General features: G+C 44.8%; 16 protein-coding genes. 10 read left to right on the top strand and 6 right to left on the bottom strand.

Features of this window, described 5'->3' with window-relative positions; genetic code table 11:
• Positions 1–117 precede the first annotated feature (117 nt).
• The 5 genes from JM642_RS08180 to JM642_RS08160 all read left to right on the top strand — a co-directional run bounded on the left by JM642_RS08180 (position 118) and on the right by JM642_RS08160 (position 3,377).
• The gene (locus JM642_RS08180; protein WP_203433409.1) at positions 118–1,293 is read left to right on the top strand and encodes an NnrS family protein; all 1,176 of its coding nucleotides are present in this window, start codon (positions 118–120) and stop codon (positions 1,291–1,293) included.
• A 152-nt stretch (positions 1,294–1,445) separates the two neighbouring features.
• The gene (locus tag JM642_RS08175) at positions 1,446–1,850 is read left to right on the top strand and encodes a phosphate-starvation-inducible PsiE family protein (RefSeq protein WP_011623180.1); all 405 of its coding nucleotides are present in this window, start codon (positions 1,446–1,448) and stop codon (positions 1,848–1,850) included.
• Positions 1,851–2,000: 150 nt separating this feature from the next.
• Complete coding sequence (locus tag JM642_RS08170) at positions 2,001–2,303, top strand: PilZ domain-containing protein (RefSeq protein ID WP_037419625.1); 303 nt, start codon at positions 2,001–2,003, stop codon at positions 2,301–2,303.
• A gap of 77 nt (positions 2,304–2,380) precedes the next feature.
• Positions 2,381–3,049 (top strand): AAA family ATPase, encoded by a 669-nt coding sequence (locus JM642_RS08165; RefSeq protein WP_011623182.1) that lies wholly within the window; start codon positions 2,381–2,383, stop codon positions 3,047–3,049.
• Positions 3,036–3,377, top strand: coding sequence for a replication protein RepA (locus JM642_RS08160; RefSeq protein ID WP_203433407.1), 342 nt, complete (start codon positions 3,036–3,038; stop codon positions 3,375–3,377). The genes JM642_RS08165 and JM642_RS08160 overlap by 14 nt, the downstream gene beginning before the upstream one ends.
• 110 nt (positions 3,378–3,487) lie before the next feature.
• Here the strand turns inward: JM642_RS08160 and JM642_RS08155 are convergent, their stop codons facing one another.
• The gene (locus JM642_RS08155) at positions 3,488–3,739 is read right to left on the bottom strand and encodes a YecH family metal-binding protein (RefSeq protein WP_037419620.1); all 252 of its coding nucleotides are present in this window, start codon (positions 3,737–3,739) and stop codon (positions 3,488–3,490) included.
• 128 nt (positions 3,740–3,867) lie between these two features.
• On the opposite strand from JM642_RS08155, the gene JM642_RS08150 reads away from it, so the two are divergent.
• From JM642_RS08150 to JM642_RS08135, 4 genes are all read left to right on the top strand, one after another.
• On the top strand, positions 3,868–5,550 hold the full coding sequence (locus JM642_RS08150) for a sensor histidine kinase (RefSeq protein ID WP_203433405.1): 1,683 nt from the start codon (positions 3,868–3,870) through the stop codon (positions 5,548–5,550).
• Positions 5,547–6,257, top strand: coding sequence for a two-component system response regulator BtsR (gene btsR / locus JM642_RS08145; protein WP_037419615.1), 711 nt, complete (start codon positions 5,547–5,549; stop codon positions 6,255–6,257). Before JM642_RS08150 ends, btsR begins: the two co-directional genes overlap by 4 nt.
• Before the next feature lie 195 nt (positions 6,258–6,452).
• Positions 6,453–7,901 carry a carbon starvation protein A gene (locus JM642_RS08140; RefSeq protein ID WP_037427281.1) on the top strand — a complete coding sequence of 483 codons (1,449 nt, stop codon included), beginning with the start codon at positions 6,453–6,455 and terminating at the stop codon, positions 7,899–7,901.
• Positions 7,902–8,026: 125 nt separating this feature from the next.
• On the top strand, positions 8,027–8,395 hold the full coding sequence (locus tag JM642_RS08135; RefSeq protein WP_203433404.1) for a VF530 family protein: 369 nt from the start codon (positions 8,027–8,029) through the stop codon (positions 8,393–8,395).
• Positions 8,396–8,604: 209 nt separating this feature from the next.
• On the opposite strand, the gene JM642_RS08130 is transcribed toward JM642_RS08135, so the two are convergent.
• Entirely contained in the window at positions 8,605–9,714 is a 1,110-nt protein-coding gene (locus JM642_RS08130) for a PQQ-dependent sugar dehydrogenase (protein ID WP_203433402.1), read from the bottom strand.
• A 164-nt stretch (positions 9,715–9,878) separates the two neighbouring features.
• Between JM642_RS08130 and JM642_RS08125 the strand changes: the two genes are divergently transcribed.
• Positions 9,879–10,331 (top strand): FlxA-like family protein, encoded by a 453-nt coding sequence (locus JM642_RS08125; protein ID WP_069455183.1) that lies wholly within the window; start codon positions 9,879–9,881, stop codon positions 10,329–10,331.
• Positions 10,332–10,370: 39 nt separating this feature from the next.
• Here the strand turns inward: JM642_RS08125 and JM642_RS08120 are convergent, their stop codons facing one another.
• From JM642_RS08120 to nrdG, 4 genes are all read right to left on the bottom strand, one after another.
• Positions 10,371–11,255, bottom strand: coding sequence for a hypothetical protein (locus JM642_RS08120; RefSeq protein WP_203433764.1), 885 nt, complete (start codon positions 11,253–11,255; stop codon positions 10,371–10,373).
• A 113-nt stretch (positions 11,256–11,368) separates the two neighbouring features.
• Positions 11,369–11,980, bottom strand: a complete 612-nt coding sequence (gene ribA / locus JM642_RS08115; RefSeq protein ID WP_069455185.1) for a GTP cyclohydrolase II — start codon at positions 11,978–11,980, stop codon at positions 11,369–11,371.
• 263 nt (positions 11,981–12,243) lie between these two features.
• Positions 12,244–12,600, bottom strand: a complete 357-nt coding sequence (locus JM642_RS08110; RefSeq protein WP_037419602.1) for a YibL family ribosome-associated protein — start codon at positions 12,598–12,600, stop codon at positions 12,244–12,246.
• A 125-nt stretch (positions 12,601–12,725) separates the two neighbouring features.
• On the bottom strand, positions 12,726–13,187 hold the full coding sequence (gene nrdG / locus JM642_RS08105) for an anaerobic ribonucleoside-triphosphate reductase-activating protein (protein WP_047537477.1): 462 nt from the start codon (positions 13,185–13,187) through the stop codon (positions 12,726–12,728).
• Positions 13,188–13,258: the final 71 nt, after the last annotated feature.

The following is a 13,258-nucleotide window of genomic DNA, read 5'->3' as shown; positions in this document are numbered from 1 at the left end:
GACTATCTTAATCCCTTCACTCGGACGCTTACTTACAAGCTACTCATAAGTAGATATATACATTCATTTAATTTGCAGCTTAAAATACTTTTCGTGTTTCACTACTACGCTGTCATTATGTTGAATATTGATGAACCTGCACATTTACAACCTAAACTACCGCTTTTCCGCTTAGGTTTTAGACCTTTCTTCTTATTTGCGAGTCTATTTAGTCTATTAAGTTTAGGGATCTGGGGAGGATTTCTTTCCGGTCTGTCATTACTTCCTAACAACATCAATCCTTTATGGTGGCATGGTCATGAGATGATTTTTGGGTTTGCCTGTGCCGTCGTCGCAGGTTTTTTACTCACCGCAGTACAAAACTGGACAGGACAACCTGGGTTGAAAGGCTTACCTCTTATAGGGCTATTTACGGTCTGGTTACTACCAAGGCTTTTATTTATATTGCCGCTAGATATTCCGTTTGTGGCGATCATGATCATCGACTTGATGTTTTTACCCTTAACCGCAATTGCATTATCAATATCTGTGGTTAAAGTACGCCAATGGCGTAACTTTGTGTTTATCCCTATTCTCAGTTTACTCACGCTTTTTAATGGATTTAGCTATTACGGTTTAATAACTAATCAATTACAGTGGGCTAATAATGGTCTTTATGCAGCAGTCATCCTTGTTGGGGTAATTGTTGCCCTGCTTGGTGGTAGAGTGATCCCATTCTTTACTGAGCGCGCCACCCAATGGCAAAGACACTCCGCCATTCCCGTACTGGAATGGTTAAGTTTTGCTAGCCTATTAGCGCTTGTTGCGAGTCTCTTTTTACCGCAGATAATATTACTGACGCGAGCTCTGGCAGGTATTGCGGGTATGGTGCTGTTACTACGTTGGTCTCGTTGGGGATGGCAGGCAAGTTGGTCTGTGCCGCTGTTATGGTCACTGCATTTAAGTTACTTATGTATTCCCATTGGTTTGATACTGATTGCTACAGGACTACCACTTTCCGTAGGAATGCATGCCATTACTGTTGGAGGACTTGGCGGCATGATCCTCGCAATGATGTCGAGGGTATCGCTAGGCCATACCGGCAGACAACTAAAACCCGCTAGGCCAATGACACTGGCTTTTGGGTTAATGTTACTGGCTACAGTGTTCCGTGTCTTAGCGGGTTTACCCAGTGCATGGTTTATCGAATTAATGCTCGCAGCCATTATTTGTTGGATGCTGGCTTTTGGGTGTTTCTGTTACTACTACGCACCAATGCTTTGTCGCGTCAGAGCCGATGGACGGCCAGGCTAAGCAAGGTGACTCGAGAAAACTCATGGCGCGATGCCTATAGCAGACAACCAATTACTATCTTGTGAATTGAGTCACAGAGAATCGCGTCTCTTTTCCCTAACTAAAGTATTTTTACTGTTACTATTTACAAAAATATTGAGTAGGGAGTACCCATGCCATTTTATCGTCAATATGGTGCCAAAGGCTTAAAAGCAGTTGAGCATCTCGTCTTAATCATCATAGCAATAGCGACTGTGGTTGCTATTGGTCAAGAAATTGTCCATGTATTTAATGTCGGCGCAGTCGCCCTTGCCGATCTGTTGTTATTGTTTATTTATCTCGAAGTACTGGCCATGGTTGCTAATTATGCAGAATCGGGAAAATTGCCTGTGCGCATGCCGCTGTATATTGCCATTGTTGCCCTTGCTCGTTATTTGATCTTAGATATGAAGAGTATGGATGACTGGCGCATCGCCGCAATTTCGCTTTCAACCTTGATCCTTGCGGCAACGGTCATCGTGATCCGTTGGGGCCAATTAAAAATGCCCTATCCTAAAAATCAAGAATACGATAACTAATGACTACTGGGCGCCATTGCCAACCAAGCTCAATGGCGCCATTCTTTACCTGCAAAATCCTTCCAAATCCCTCGCTTTCAGATTGGTATTCTGCCAAAAAGCAATTATGCTAGTTTTACTGAGATCAATTATTTACGGGACAATTGAGTTATGGGTGAACATCCAGTTGGATTTGAAGAAAAACGCAGCTCACTTCGAGTAGATATGGAAGCTGAACGCGTGCTCTTGCATTGGACTGATAAGAATGGCGTTGAACATACGGACGAAGGCGTATGTATCGATTTAGCCCGCAGAGGCATTCTGTTTGATTATAAAAACCCATTTGAACTCGGTGAATTAGTTAACGTGACATTCAATCCAGAAACATCCCGACAAAATAGCGTAAAAGGCCAAGTTTGCCGCTGCTCTAAACGTCATGATCAAAGTTATCATGTCGCGATGCAATTGCTTTAATTTCAATCTAGCTACGCAGGGTCGATTGAGCTGTTCTACACTGAATTAGTTGAACTATTCGTACAAAGGACATTGCTATGATATTGCTGGTGGGTGGAGAGAAAGGTGGCAGTGGCAAGAGTTGCCTCGCGCAAAATCTTGCGGTTTATATAAAGCAAAAATTTGCCGCCAATGTACTAATGGTAGACTGCGATCCCCAACGTACAACATCCGATTGGATCCAAGCTCGAAACAACGACCCTAGCCTCCCAGCAATCAATTGTATTCAGCTCTACGGCAAAATACGTAACGATCTGCTCAGTCTTAATGAACGCTTCGACTACGTCATTGTTGACTGTGGCGGTCAAGATAACCTTGCTATGCGCGCCGCCATGTCGGTGGCCACTTACGTAGTTATCCCACTTAGACCCAAACGTCGCGATCTTAAAACCTTACCCCATATGGAAGATATGCTCAGCACCTGTAAGATGGTTAATCCCAAAATGGTGGCAACCATTGTGCTAACCCAATGTCCCGCTTTGCCCACCCAAGTAAAGCGTATTTTAGAGGCCAAAGAAGTAGTCCAATCCTTTGGATTACGCGTACTCAATTCGGTGACTTTTTGCCGAAATATCTACGATGACAGTGAGGAAAAAGGATCGTCCGTAATGGAAATTGAGCCAGATGGGAAAGCGGCCGACGAGATCCGCGCCATAGTGGATGAGCTGTTCACCTTACCACCAGAAAATAGTTATGAGCTTAACTGATCTTAAACGCAAGAAACCAAAACAAGTTATCAAAACGGTTTCTATTGAGGATTTTATCGAAGATGCCAATAACTATGCTTTAGGTAAAGCGAGTATTTTAGCGGTGCCTCCCGCAGAGCCAAAAGGCTTAGATAAAAAGTCAGCCAAAATTTATCGCCATGCCACCTTTACCTTAACGGAAACCAGTATTACCCAATTAGATGGGCTCGCTAAAGGAACTAAAATCGCCAAATCACGCTTATTGCGGATCTTGATTGATGAATTCTGTCAAAAAACGATTGCAGAACAGCTTGAAGTGTTAAATAAAAGTAAGCAGGATGAGCATTAATCTTCATGAGCATCAAGGTAAACCAATCCGCTGATCACCCTTTCTTTAACAGCAAGTTATGGCCTATGACCCCAAGCTATTGCGCGGCTCATAGACCAGATTAGCCATACTTAATGATGAGAATGATGACACTGCCGCCCAGCAACAAGGGCGAGCCCTTGCGCTGATTCTGCCATTTTCCCTTTACTCAACAACAAAAAAATTAACTCCTCCGCAGTAAGGTTTTCGGCACTACAAGTGTGATAACGCGCTGCTTCACCAAAAGTTTCAGTCATCAGAGCAATAAACTGAGGCTTTAAAACGGGATGAGCTTGCGCTACCATCAGCGCCATAACGTCATGACCGTGAACAGAATCGGACATAGTCTCTCCAAAAGATGCAAATAAGATTAGGCTTTATAACCGAACTGTTGAATTTTAACCCTGATCTCGCGCACATACTGCCAATGTCAATAACTGCGCTGACCGCTGTGACGATAAAGTGAGCCACTATGTCCTTGATCTTGCTACTGACCCAACAGATGTCACTTTATTTAGTGATTGTTTATTTAGTCAGTAAAACACCTCTTTTTAAACTGTTTGCAGAAACATCACCGCGCCTACCTCATAAAATATTTATTTATCTGGTTTTTTCTAGCTTTTGTATCATGGCGACCTATTTTGGTGAGCAAACTTCAGGGGCCATTGCCAATACTCGCGCCATGGGTGCCGTGCTAGGCGGTTTACTCGGCGGTCCTGTCACCGGATTTTTAGTCGGATTCACTGGCGGTTTACACCGCTACAGCATGGGTGGCTTTACCGATTTAGCCTGCGCGATTTCAACCACTCTCGAAGGACTCTCCGCGGGAATGATCAGTTTTTACCTACGCCGCGCGGGTAAAAGTGAACTTATCTACAATCCTCTCTTAGTCTGTTTGGTGACCTTTTACGCCGAAATGATGCAAATGAGCATTATTTTGCTGATTGCACGCCCGTTTGATGCCGCATGGGAATTAGTGCGGCAGATAGCTCCACCTATGCTGTTGGTTAATTCCATTGGCGCAGCGCTGTTTATGAGCATGATCCGCGACCAAAAAACCATGTTTGACAAGCTCTCCTCTAGTTTCTCAACCAAGGCGCTTAAAATTGCCGAGCGCAGTGTTGGGCTGCTTTCTAAGGGGTTTAACGAAGAAAGCAGCGGCAAGGTCGCGCAAATTGTCATTGAAGAAACCAATGTGGGTGCTGTTGCCATTACGGACAGAGAAAAACTTTTGGCCTTTATCGGTATTGGTGCCGACCATCATATCCCAGGAACACCGATTTCCTCAAAAATCACTCTTGAGGCCATAAACCAAAACAAGGTGATGTTCGCCGATGGGGTGGAGATGCCCTATTCCTGCTCGATTTCGAGCCAGTGTAAACTCGGTTCGAGCCTTGTGATCCCACTTCGCAGTGACACCGAAGTCATTGGCACCATCAAGTTATACGAGCCAAAAAATAAACTATTTTTGAACATTAATCGCACCTTAGGGGAAGGGATTGCACGGCTATTGTCGAACCAGATCCTCTACGGCCGTTTTGAACAGCAGCAAAACCTGCTCACCCAAGCGGAATTAAAATTACTGCAAGCTCAAGTGAATCCACACTTTTTATTCAACGCTCTCAATACCATCAGTGCGATTATTAAGCGCGATCCCGATATGTCGAAGCAACTGTTGCAGCAGTTGTCACAATTTTTGCGGATCAATTTAAAACGTACAACGGGTTTAGTGACACTCGGGGATGAGCTCGATCACATAGCGTCTTATCTCACTATTGAGAAAGCGAGATTTATTGATAAATTACAGGTCAACATTGCTATACCTGAATCACTTTACCACTGTAAAGTGCCTGCATTTACCCTACAACCCATCATTGAGAATGCAGTAAAACATGGCACCTCCCATATGATTGAGCAAGGACAAATCAAGGTCACTGGACATATGGATGACCATATATTAGCCCTTGAGGTGACAGATAACGCTGGCCTTTATCAACCCTCAATAGATTCTGAGGGATTGGGGATGAATTTAGTTCATAAACGGATACAAAATCTGTTTGGCGAACAGTATGGCATCCAAGTTGAATGCAAACCGGATGAATACACCAAGGTGACCATCCGCTTACCCATAGAACAGACGGAAACTAGCACGTGATCACTTGTTTGATTGTCGATGATGAATTGTTTGCCCGCGAGGAGCTTGCGGATTTGCTCGGCCAAGAAGCCGACATTGAGATTATTGGCCAATGCAGCAACGCCATAGAAGCATTGCAAACCATTGCCAAAGAAAAGCCTCAATTAGTTTTTCTCGACATCCAAATGCCACGTATTTCAGGCATGGAACTGATTGCTATGCTCGATCCCGACACCTTACCTAAAATCGTGTTTGTCACTGCATTTGATGAATTTGCCGTCAAAGCCTTTGATAATCATGCCTTTGATTATTTACTTAAGCCAATAGATGCCGATCGACTCAGCCAAACCCTAAAACGTGTTCGTAAGGACCTCACTCCGCAAGCCGTTAATCTGATCGCGCCTCGATGCCTCGAGCACCTACCCTGTTACAGCGGTAGTAAATTAAAAGTGATCCCCATTCAAGATGTTGAGTATGTTTTTAGTGATTTAAGCGGTATTCATGTCGCCTGTATCAAGGGCAAAGTCCATACCCAACTTACCCTTAAAGTGCTGGAAGAAAAAACACCGCTAGTGCGTTGCCATCGCCAATATCTGATTTCACCCAAAGCCATTGCCGAAATAGAGCTGCTCGATACTGGCGCCGAAGTCACGACTCTGCTTGGCGACAAAGTGCCCGTTTCTCGCCGTTATTTAAAAAGCCTTAAGCAATTGTTCGGCTTCCAATAGCCCCATTGTTAACCACTAATGCGCGTATCTAAGCCGCTGGAGGCGGTTAATACTTATGAATGACATCCTCACACAACCGCTCGCCCCATTCTATTGCCGCTGAGTCAGCATTATCGACCTCTCACCCAGTTACCCCTGTTTTATGTAAACAACTTGTTTACACTCTGCACAACTCAAAATGGGGAGATAACTAAAATGATGTGGTTCCTACTCTGTGTCGGTCTATTGATCGGCGGCTACTTTATCTACGGTACCTTTGTCGAAAAGGTATTTGGTATCAACGAAAAACGTCAAACACCGGCTTTTACCCAAACCGACGGTGTGGACTATGTGCCTATGTCGAAAGGCAAAGTGTACTTAATCCAATTATTGAATATCGCAGGTGTGGGTCCAATCTTCGGTCCAATCCTCGGGGCGCTCTACGGTCCTTCAGCGATGTTGTGGATTGTGATCGGCTGTATCTTCGGAGGAGCGGTGCACGATTACTTCTCCGGTATGTTGTCGGTCCGTAATGGTGGTCAATCTGTACCAAACCTTGCTGGTAAGTATTTAGGCAAAAGTGCCAAGCACTTTATGAATGTGTTTGCCATCATTCTATTATTGCTCGTAGGTGTGGTGTTTATCTCTGCGCCAGCAGGCCTGTTAGGCAAGCTAACGGGTTGGGATGTTAGCATTTTTGTTGCGATTATCTTCGTTTACTACCTGATTGCCACTGTGGTACCTGTCGATAAAATTATCGGCCGTTTATATCCTTTCTTTGGCGCGCTGTTGTTCTTCATGTCATTTGGTTTAGCCTTTGCGATCATGTTATCAAGCGAACATACGCTACTGCCCAATGTGCAAGCGGGCGACTTCTTCCAAAATTTAAACCCTAAAGATATGCCATTATGGCCTGCGCTGTTTATCACCATCGCTTGTGGTGCGATTTCAGGCTTCCACGCCACGCAATCACCACTGATGGCACGTTGCGTTGAAAACGAAAAGAACGGTCGTTTTGTGTTCTTTGGTGCCATGATCGGTGAAGGTATCATCGCCCTACTCTGGTGTGCGATTGCACTGTCTTACTTCCACGGTGTTGAAGGATTAAGCACAGGCATGGCGGGTAACCCTGCAAACGTTGTATACGAAGCATCAACTGGTCTATTAGGCGCAGTGGGTGGCTTTATGGCAATCCTTGGTGTGATCATTCTGCCAATTACTTCAGGCGATACGGCTTTCCGCTCTGCTCGTCTGATTTTGGCTGAATTCTTTAACATGCCGCAGGTGGCTTTACCTAAACGTTTAGTGTTAGCTATTCCATTGTTTGTGATTGGTGGCTTACTGACTCAAGTCGACTTCGGCGTGATCTGGCGCTACTTCGGTGTGGCTAACCAAGCGACAGCTGTATTAATGCTCTGGACGGCCTCAGCTTACCTACTGCGTCACAATAAGCTGCACTGGATCACCACCATTCCAGCCATGTTTATGACCACAGTGGTTATCACCTTCCTACTTAACTCTGCAACTTTAGGTGCAGGCTTACCGATGACCTTATCCACCATCGCAGGGACTGTTTCAACACTAGTCATCACAGGCTTACTGATTGTGAAAACCAAAGGTAAAGGTGAAGTTGATAGCGACAGCGAATTACCCGATGAAGCTTAATTTCCAACAATATTGATATACAAAGCAAACGGGCACTGATGAGTGCCCGTTTTTTTATCTATGATTTTAGTCAATCGGTATAATACTGGTATAATCCGATTATTGTTCACGGTAATTTATACAAAATGACTCAAGAAAATAACCCATTACACGGCATCAAACTGGAAACCATAGTCACACAACTCGTTGAGCACTATGGCTGGGAAGAACTCGGAGCTCGCATCAAGATCCGCTGTTTTACCGAAGATCCGAGTATCAAATCGAGTCTACGATTTTTAAGAAAAACCGATTGGGCACGGGAAAAAGTAGAATATTTATATTTAAAAACCAATAAACTGCCGTTGCCCGCCGCGAAAACATCCAATGCACCAGCGAAAATATCGGCCAAAAAACCTGCAAAACCAGCACAGAAACCAGCTCAGGCAAGTACGGCTACATCAATAGCCGCAACAGATGGCCAGATTAATAGCCATATCTGGGGCAAGCGCGACTAAATTTCGCTAGAATATTCAAACGCATATTCACAAGAACAGACAAAAATGCGCGGAATAATTAATTCAATTATCCCGCGCATTATTTTTAAGCAGTCTATCAGCTAGATTAGCGCCAATCCAATATCCTTCGGTAGGCAACCTGATTGGCAAGAGCCCCCTGCTAATCAAGCCTACAGCTAAGAATAAGCGTTTAAAACTTCACCTATTGGCTACTTTGTCTGCGGATAAGTGACGCGATAGATTGCCCCTGCATAATCATCCGATACGAGTAAACTGCCATCGGCCAATTCAGCAAAAGCCACTGGGCGACCAAAGGTTTGCTCGTCCTGCATAAAGCCAGTTAAAAATGGAGTGTATTTGACCACTTTACCTTGCTCTATCGTCGCCACGGCCACTTTATAACCCGCTTTTTTAGTACGATTCCACGAACCATGCTCAGCCACAAACAACTGCTGTTGATAATCGCTAGGGAACTGTTTACCAAGATAAAAATGAATGCCCAGAGGCGCCACGTGGGCCCCTAAGGAGAGCGCAGGAGCGGTGTACTTGGTAGGATTTTTACCTTGGCCAAACTCAGGGTCAATAATCGTACCTGCATGCACATAGGGGAAGCCAAAATGTTCACCCAAGTAACTGACCTTATTGATTTCGCAGGGAGGAATATCATCGCCCATCATGTCGCGGCCATTATCGCTAAACCAAAGAGTTTGAGTGCCGGGCTGAAAATCAAATCCGACCGAATTACGAACTCCTTGGGCGATAGTGGTTAATTTTTTGGTCTCCAGATTGAGCGAGAAAATGCGCCCATAGCGTTCATTCTCCGCGCACACATTACAAGGCACGCCCACAGGAATAATTAACTCGCCTGTCGGTGAAACTCCCAGTACTTTCCAGCCATGATGGGTTTCAGTTGGAAACCCATCAAAGACCACCTCAAATGTTGGTGAGTTTAAGTGGTTATCAATATCCTTGAAGCGAATGATGCGCTCCACTTCGGAGACATACAGATCGCCATCTTTGATCACCACACCTGATGGTAGCTTTAGTCCCGAGGCAACGAGAATTTTCTCATCGGCAACACCGTCCTGGTTACTGTCGATAAGGGCATAAACATTCCCGGCCTTCATCGAGCCCGCATAGACAATGCCTTTTTCGGATACGGCAATTTCGCGCGCATTGTCAACATTATCTGCAAATAAGCTCAGGTTAAAGCCTTCTGCAACGGTCAGTTTATCTAAAATATTTTTAGCCATCGCAGGCACACTTATTCCACTCAAAGCCAAAAATGCAGCGCATGTTATTTGTAGTTTACGAGCCATATCTTTCATATCCTTATCAGTCAAAAAGTGAACGACCTTAACCATTAATCCCCTAACCTATCCTAGATACGCCTTTTGTATCAAATAGGATGCTTAGCACTTAAGTTTTTTATCTCAAGGCCGATAATTCGATAAATAACCTTCAGGTACTTATGGAGCCTATCGTGAACATTAATGGATTAAATACGACCGCAAATAGCAGCGCCTTCAAATCTGTTTCCAGCGCTTATATCACCACTACGCCAACAGCTAGCTCAGCTTCTGAGAATTCGTCGGCAGAGACCGGCACGCAAGAAACGGTCAATATATCCAATGCCGGAAGACAAGCTCTCGCTACCGAAGTAGGCGCTTCTCTCAGAGGTCAAACCGCGGAAAAACGGCAACAGACGGAAAGTGCTGAGAATGAAGAACCCAAATCTATCATCGACGAACAAATTAAGCGTCTGAAAGAGCAAATCAAAGCTTTGCAGGAGATGCTCACGAAACTGGAAGGAGATGATTCAGAGGCCGCAGCTCAGCAACGTAAGCTATTGCAGGAACAAATTATGCAACTCGGTAACCAAATTGCCGTGTTAATGGACCAGAAAATGCGCGATGCACAAAAAGCCGCAGGCTAAGCTGAGTACAGAATCATTTTCAATCTTGGTAGCTGTGAACTAGATTGGGAAACTAAACAATAAACGCCAAATGTTTAACCCGTCACCGGTTCGATAACTGATGCCAATTCTATCTATGCCGAGGAGATCGCCGCCCAAAGGCTTAGAAAATGCCAGTGTGGCACCAAACTCATAGCTTCCGGAGACTATGGTTTCATCTTCAGTATCTTGGCTAAAATCCAGCTCGTTGAAGTACCAATAACCAACCGCAAATAATCTAGGTTGCATTTGGATATTCAACCATTGCCAGCGCGGCGAAAGGCCAATATCTACCCCGGTTTGCAATACCGCAAATTGGTCGGTTAATTTTCCTACCCGTTCACTATAGCCCGCAAACCTTAACCTCGATACCCAGACGCTGTCTTCACCCGCGAGACTAAAATCATACAAGGTACTTACACCTGAGGCTAAAATCGCCACATTCGCATCGGTCTCAAAATTTGTCCCAAAGCCCACATCCAAATAGGCTTCCATCCGCGTATTTGCCGTTGCCTGCCAATGGTGCTCAATGCCGGGCGTTATCGTCATGGTGCCAACTGACGATGGCAATTCGCCGTCGGTGATGTCTTTGGCTAAGTAGTCAAAAAAACCGAAGGATAAGGGTAAACGCAGCCAAGTCTGACTACTATCATCCTTCAAAAAATCAAAGTTTAACGGAATACTAACGACGGTGGCATTTTGCTCAGCAGCTCGATATACCCCTGTGCCAAGGTAACTGCCAAAGGCATAAACAGAGTTAGGATTATTTTTCCCATCAATCGGCGTTTCAGGGCTAATCTTCGAAAACGCTTGGGAAGATTGGGGGGCAAATGCAGCAAAATCTTGCGGGTAACTGGAGTTTGAAACAGGCTCTGTCGACGCCAACAGCGGGAAAACAATCCCCATTGATAGCGCCGAAATGGAGCAGAGGTTGACGATAAACCGACTAAAAATGATATTCAATTTACGCAAACAGATCCTAATTTGCAGCCTAATCGGTAAATTTATTGCACTAAGAACTACTGTTCATCCGTAAAATGATACTCAGACATCATATGCCCAAGCTCAGTGGACTTAGTCTTTAAGTAAGCCTCATTATAGCGATTTTTACCGACTTGTAAGGGTACGCGCTCAACCACTTCGATGCCGATGTCTTTCATCGCTTTGACTTTGCGAGGGTTATTGGTCATTAAGCGTACATGCTTTACGCCAATCTGCTCAAGCATAGGCTGGATCATATCGTATTTACGCATGTCCGCAGGGAAACCTAACTGTTCATTCGCCTCAACCGTATTGGCGCCTTTATCCTGCAACTCATAGGCACGGATCTTGTTTAGCAGACCAATACCACGACCTTCCTGACGCAAATATAAGATAAACCCACTGCCGGTCTCGGCAATGTTTTGCATCGCGGTTTGCAGCTGGAATCCACAGTCACAGCGTAAGCTGAATAAGGCATCGCCCGTGAGACACTCAGAGTGAATACGGCCTAAAACAGGAGCATCGCTACTTAGGGTGCCAAATGTGAGGGCAACATGCTCTTTACCGGTTTCGGTATCTTCAAAACCGTGCATGGCAAAAACGCCCCAGGGAGTGGGTAATTTTGACGTCGCGACATATTTTATCGACATGACTTAACCTTAACGACAACTCTCATTCCATGAGACGGAAGGAACATCCATAAACAAAACAATGATTAGGTACTTAGCCTACGGCGCACCTATTCTAAAGTGTTTTCAGCAATCACGAAATACTTTAGTAATTTAATCAACTACAAAACTAAGCTATTAACTGGGTGACTCATTCAGCTCAATGGGTAATATGTCGAGCCAAGGCGCTGCAAAATAGATAAGTGTTCTATTTTGCAACTTATTGAATAACTTAGCAATGTAGCTTAAAATTTTGCTGGTGCAAAACCTGTTACTTCAGTCAAGCCCATTTCGCGCCCTAAAGCAGTCATTGGGTGCACAACAACTAAGCCTTTTACTGACTTTTTCAGTTGACCCATATCGGCTTGCTCGGCTTTGGTGAGGGCGCGGTGAAATGGCAAGTGCTGAATATCCACCCCTTGCTTTTGTAATAAACGCGACTGCTGCGTTTTTACGCTATTGATTTGCTTAGTAACAGCCTCAATCTCGCGTTTAAACTGCGCCACGATGACAACATCGCCACGTTGCTCTGCCGCCGCCAGTTTACGACGAAACTTATCTAACTTATCGTTTAGCTGCTGCAGTTCTTGCTTTAAATTCATTATGTTACCTTAAATTACTTTAGCGAATCCCGACCGATATTGACCTAATCTTTGGCCTGTTTGTCTGGGTCACTGTGTCAAGGTGTGGGATTATAACAGCAAGTTAGCGATCCTCGTTACCGCTTTTATAAGAAACGGATCACCTGATTACTGCTACCTCGATATGGAAGGCTCGGATCTGCAAGATTTTGCTCAAATTTGCCATCCACCAGCACATCTACATATTCCAGCACCGCACGCTGTTTATCGCTCAATTCATTCCATACATAGCCCGTCCACAGCCAAATATCTTTACCGGGACATTCAGCTTTGACGCGCTTAACAAGCGCCAAAATCCCCTCAAGATTGGCGGGTAAAAGTGGATCGCCGCCAGAGAGTGATAAGCCACGGCGAACGATCCGCGTATCCTGCAAATCGGCGATGATATTATCTTCCATTGCCTTATCAAATAAATGGCCAGAGCGCACATCCCAAGTACTTTGATTATAGCAACCACGGCATTGGTGCTCACAACCTGAAACAAATAAGGTGGCCCGAGTGCCTGGGCCGTTGACCACATCAACGGGATAATATTGCTGATAGTTCATTGTATAAGTCCAATACGAAATACAAAGAGCGCCAGACTGGCTAAAAATCAAAGCACAGTCCCATGGTAAGC

Origin of the sequence: Shewanella sp. LZH-2 (assembly GCF_016859145.1) — a bacterium.
Lineage (GTDB): Bacteria > Pseudomonadota > Gammaproteobacteria > Enterobacterales > Shewanellaceae > Shewanella > Shewanella xiamenensis.
Note: the sequence above shows the minus strand (reverse complement) of the source record. Positions and strands in the feature narration are given on the sequence as shown.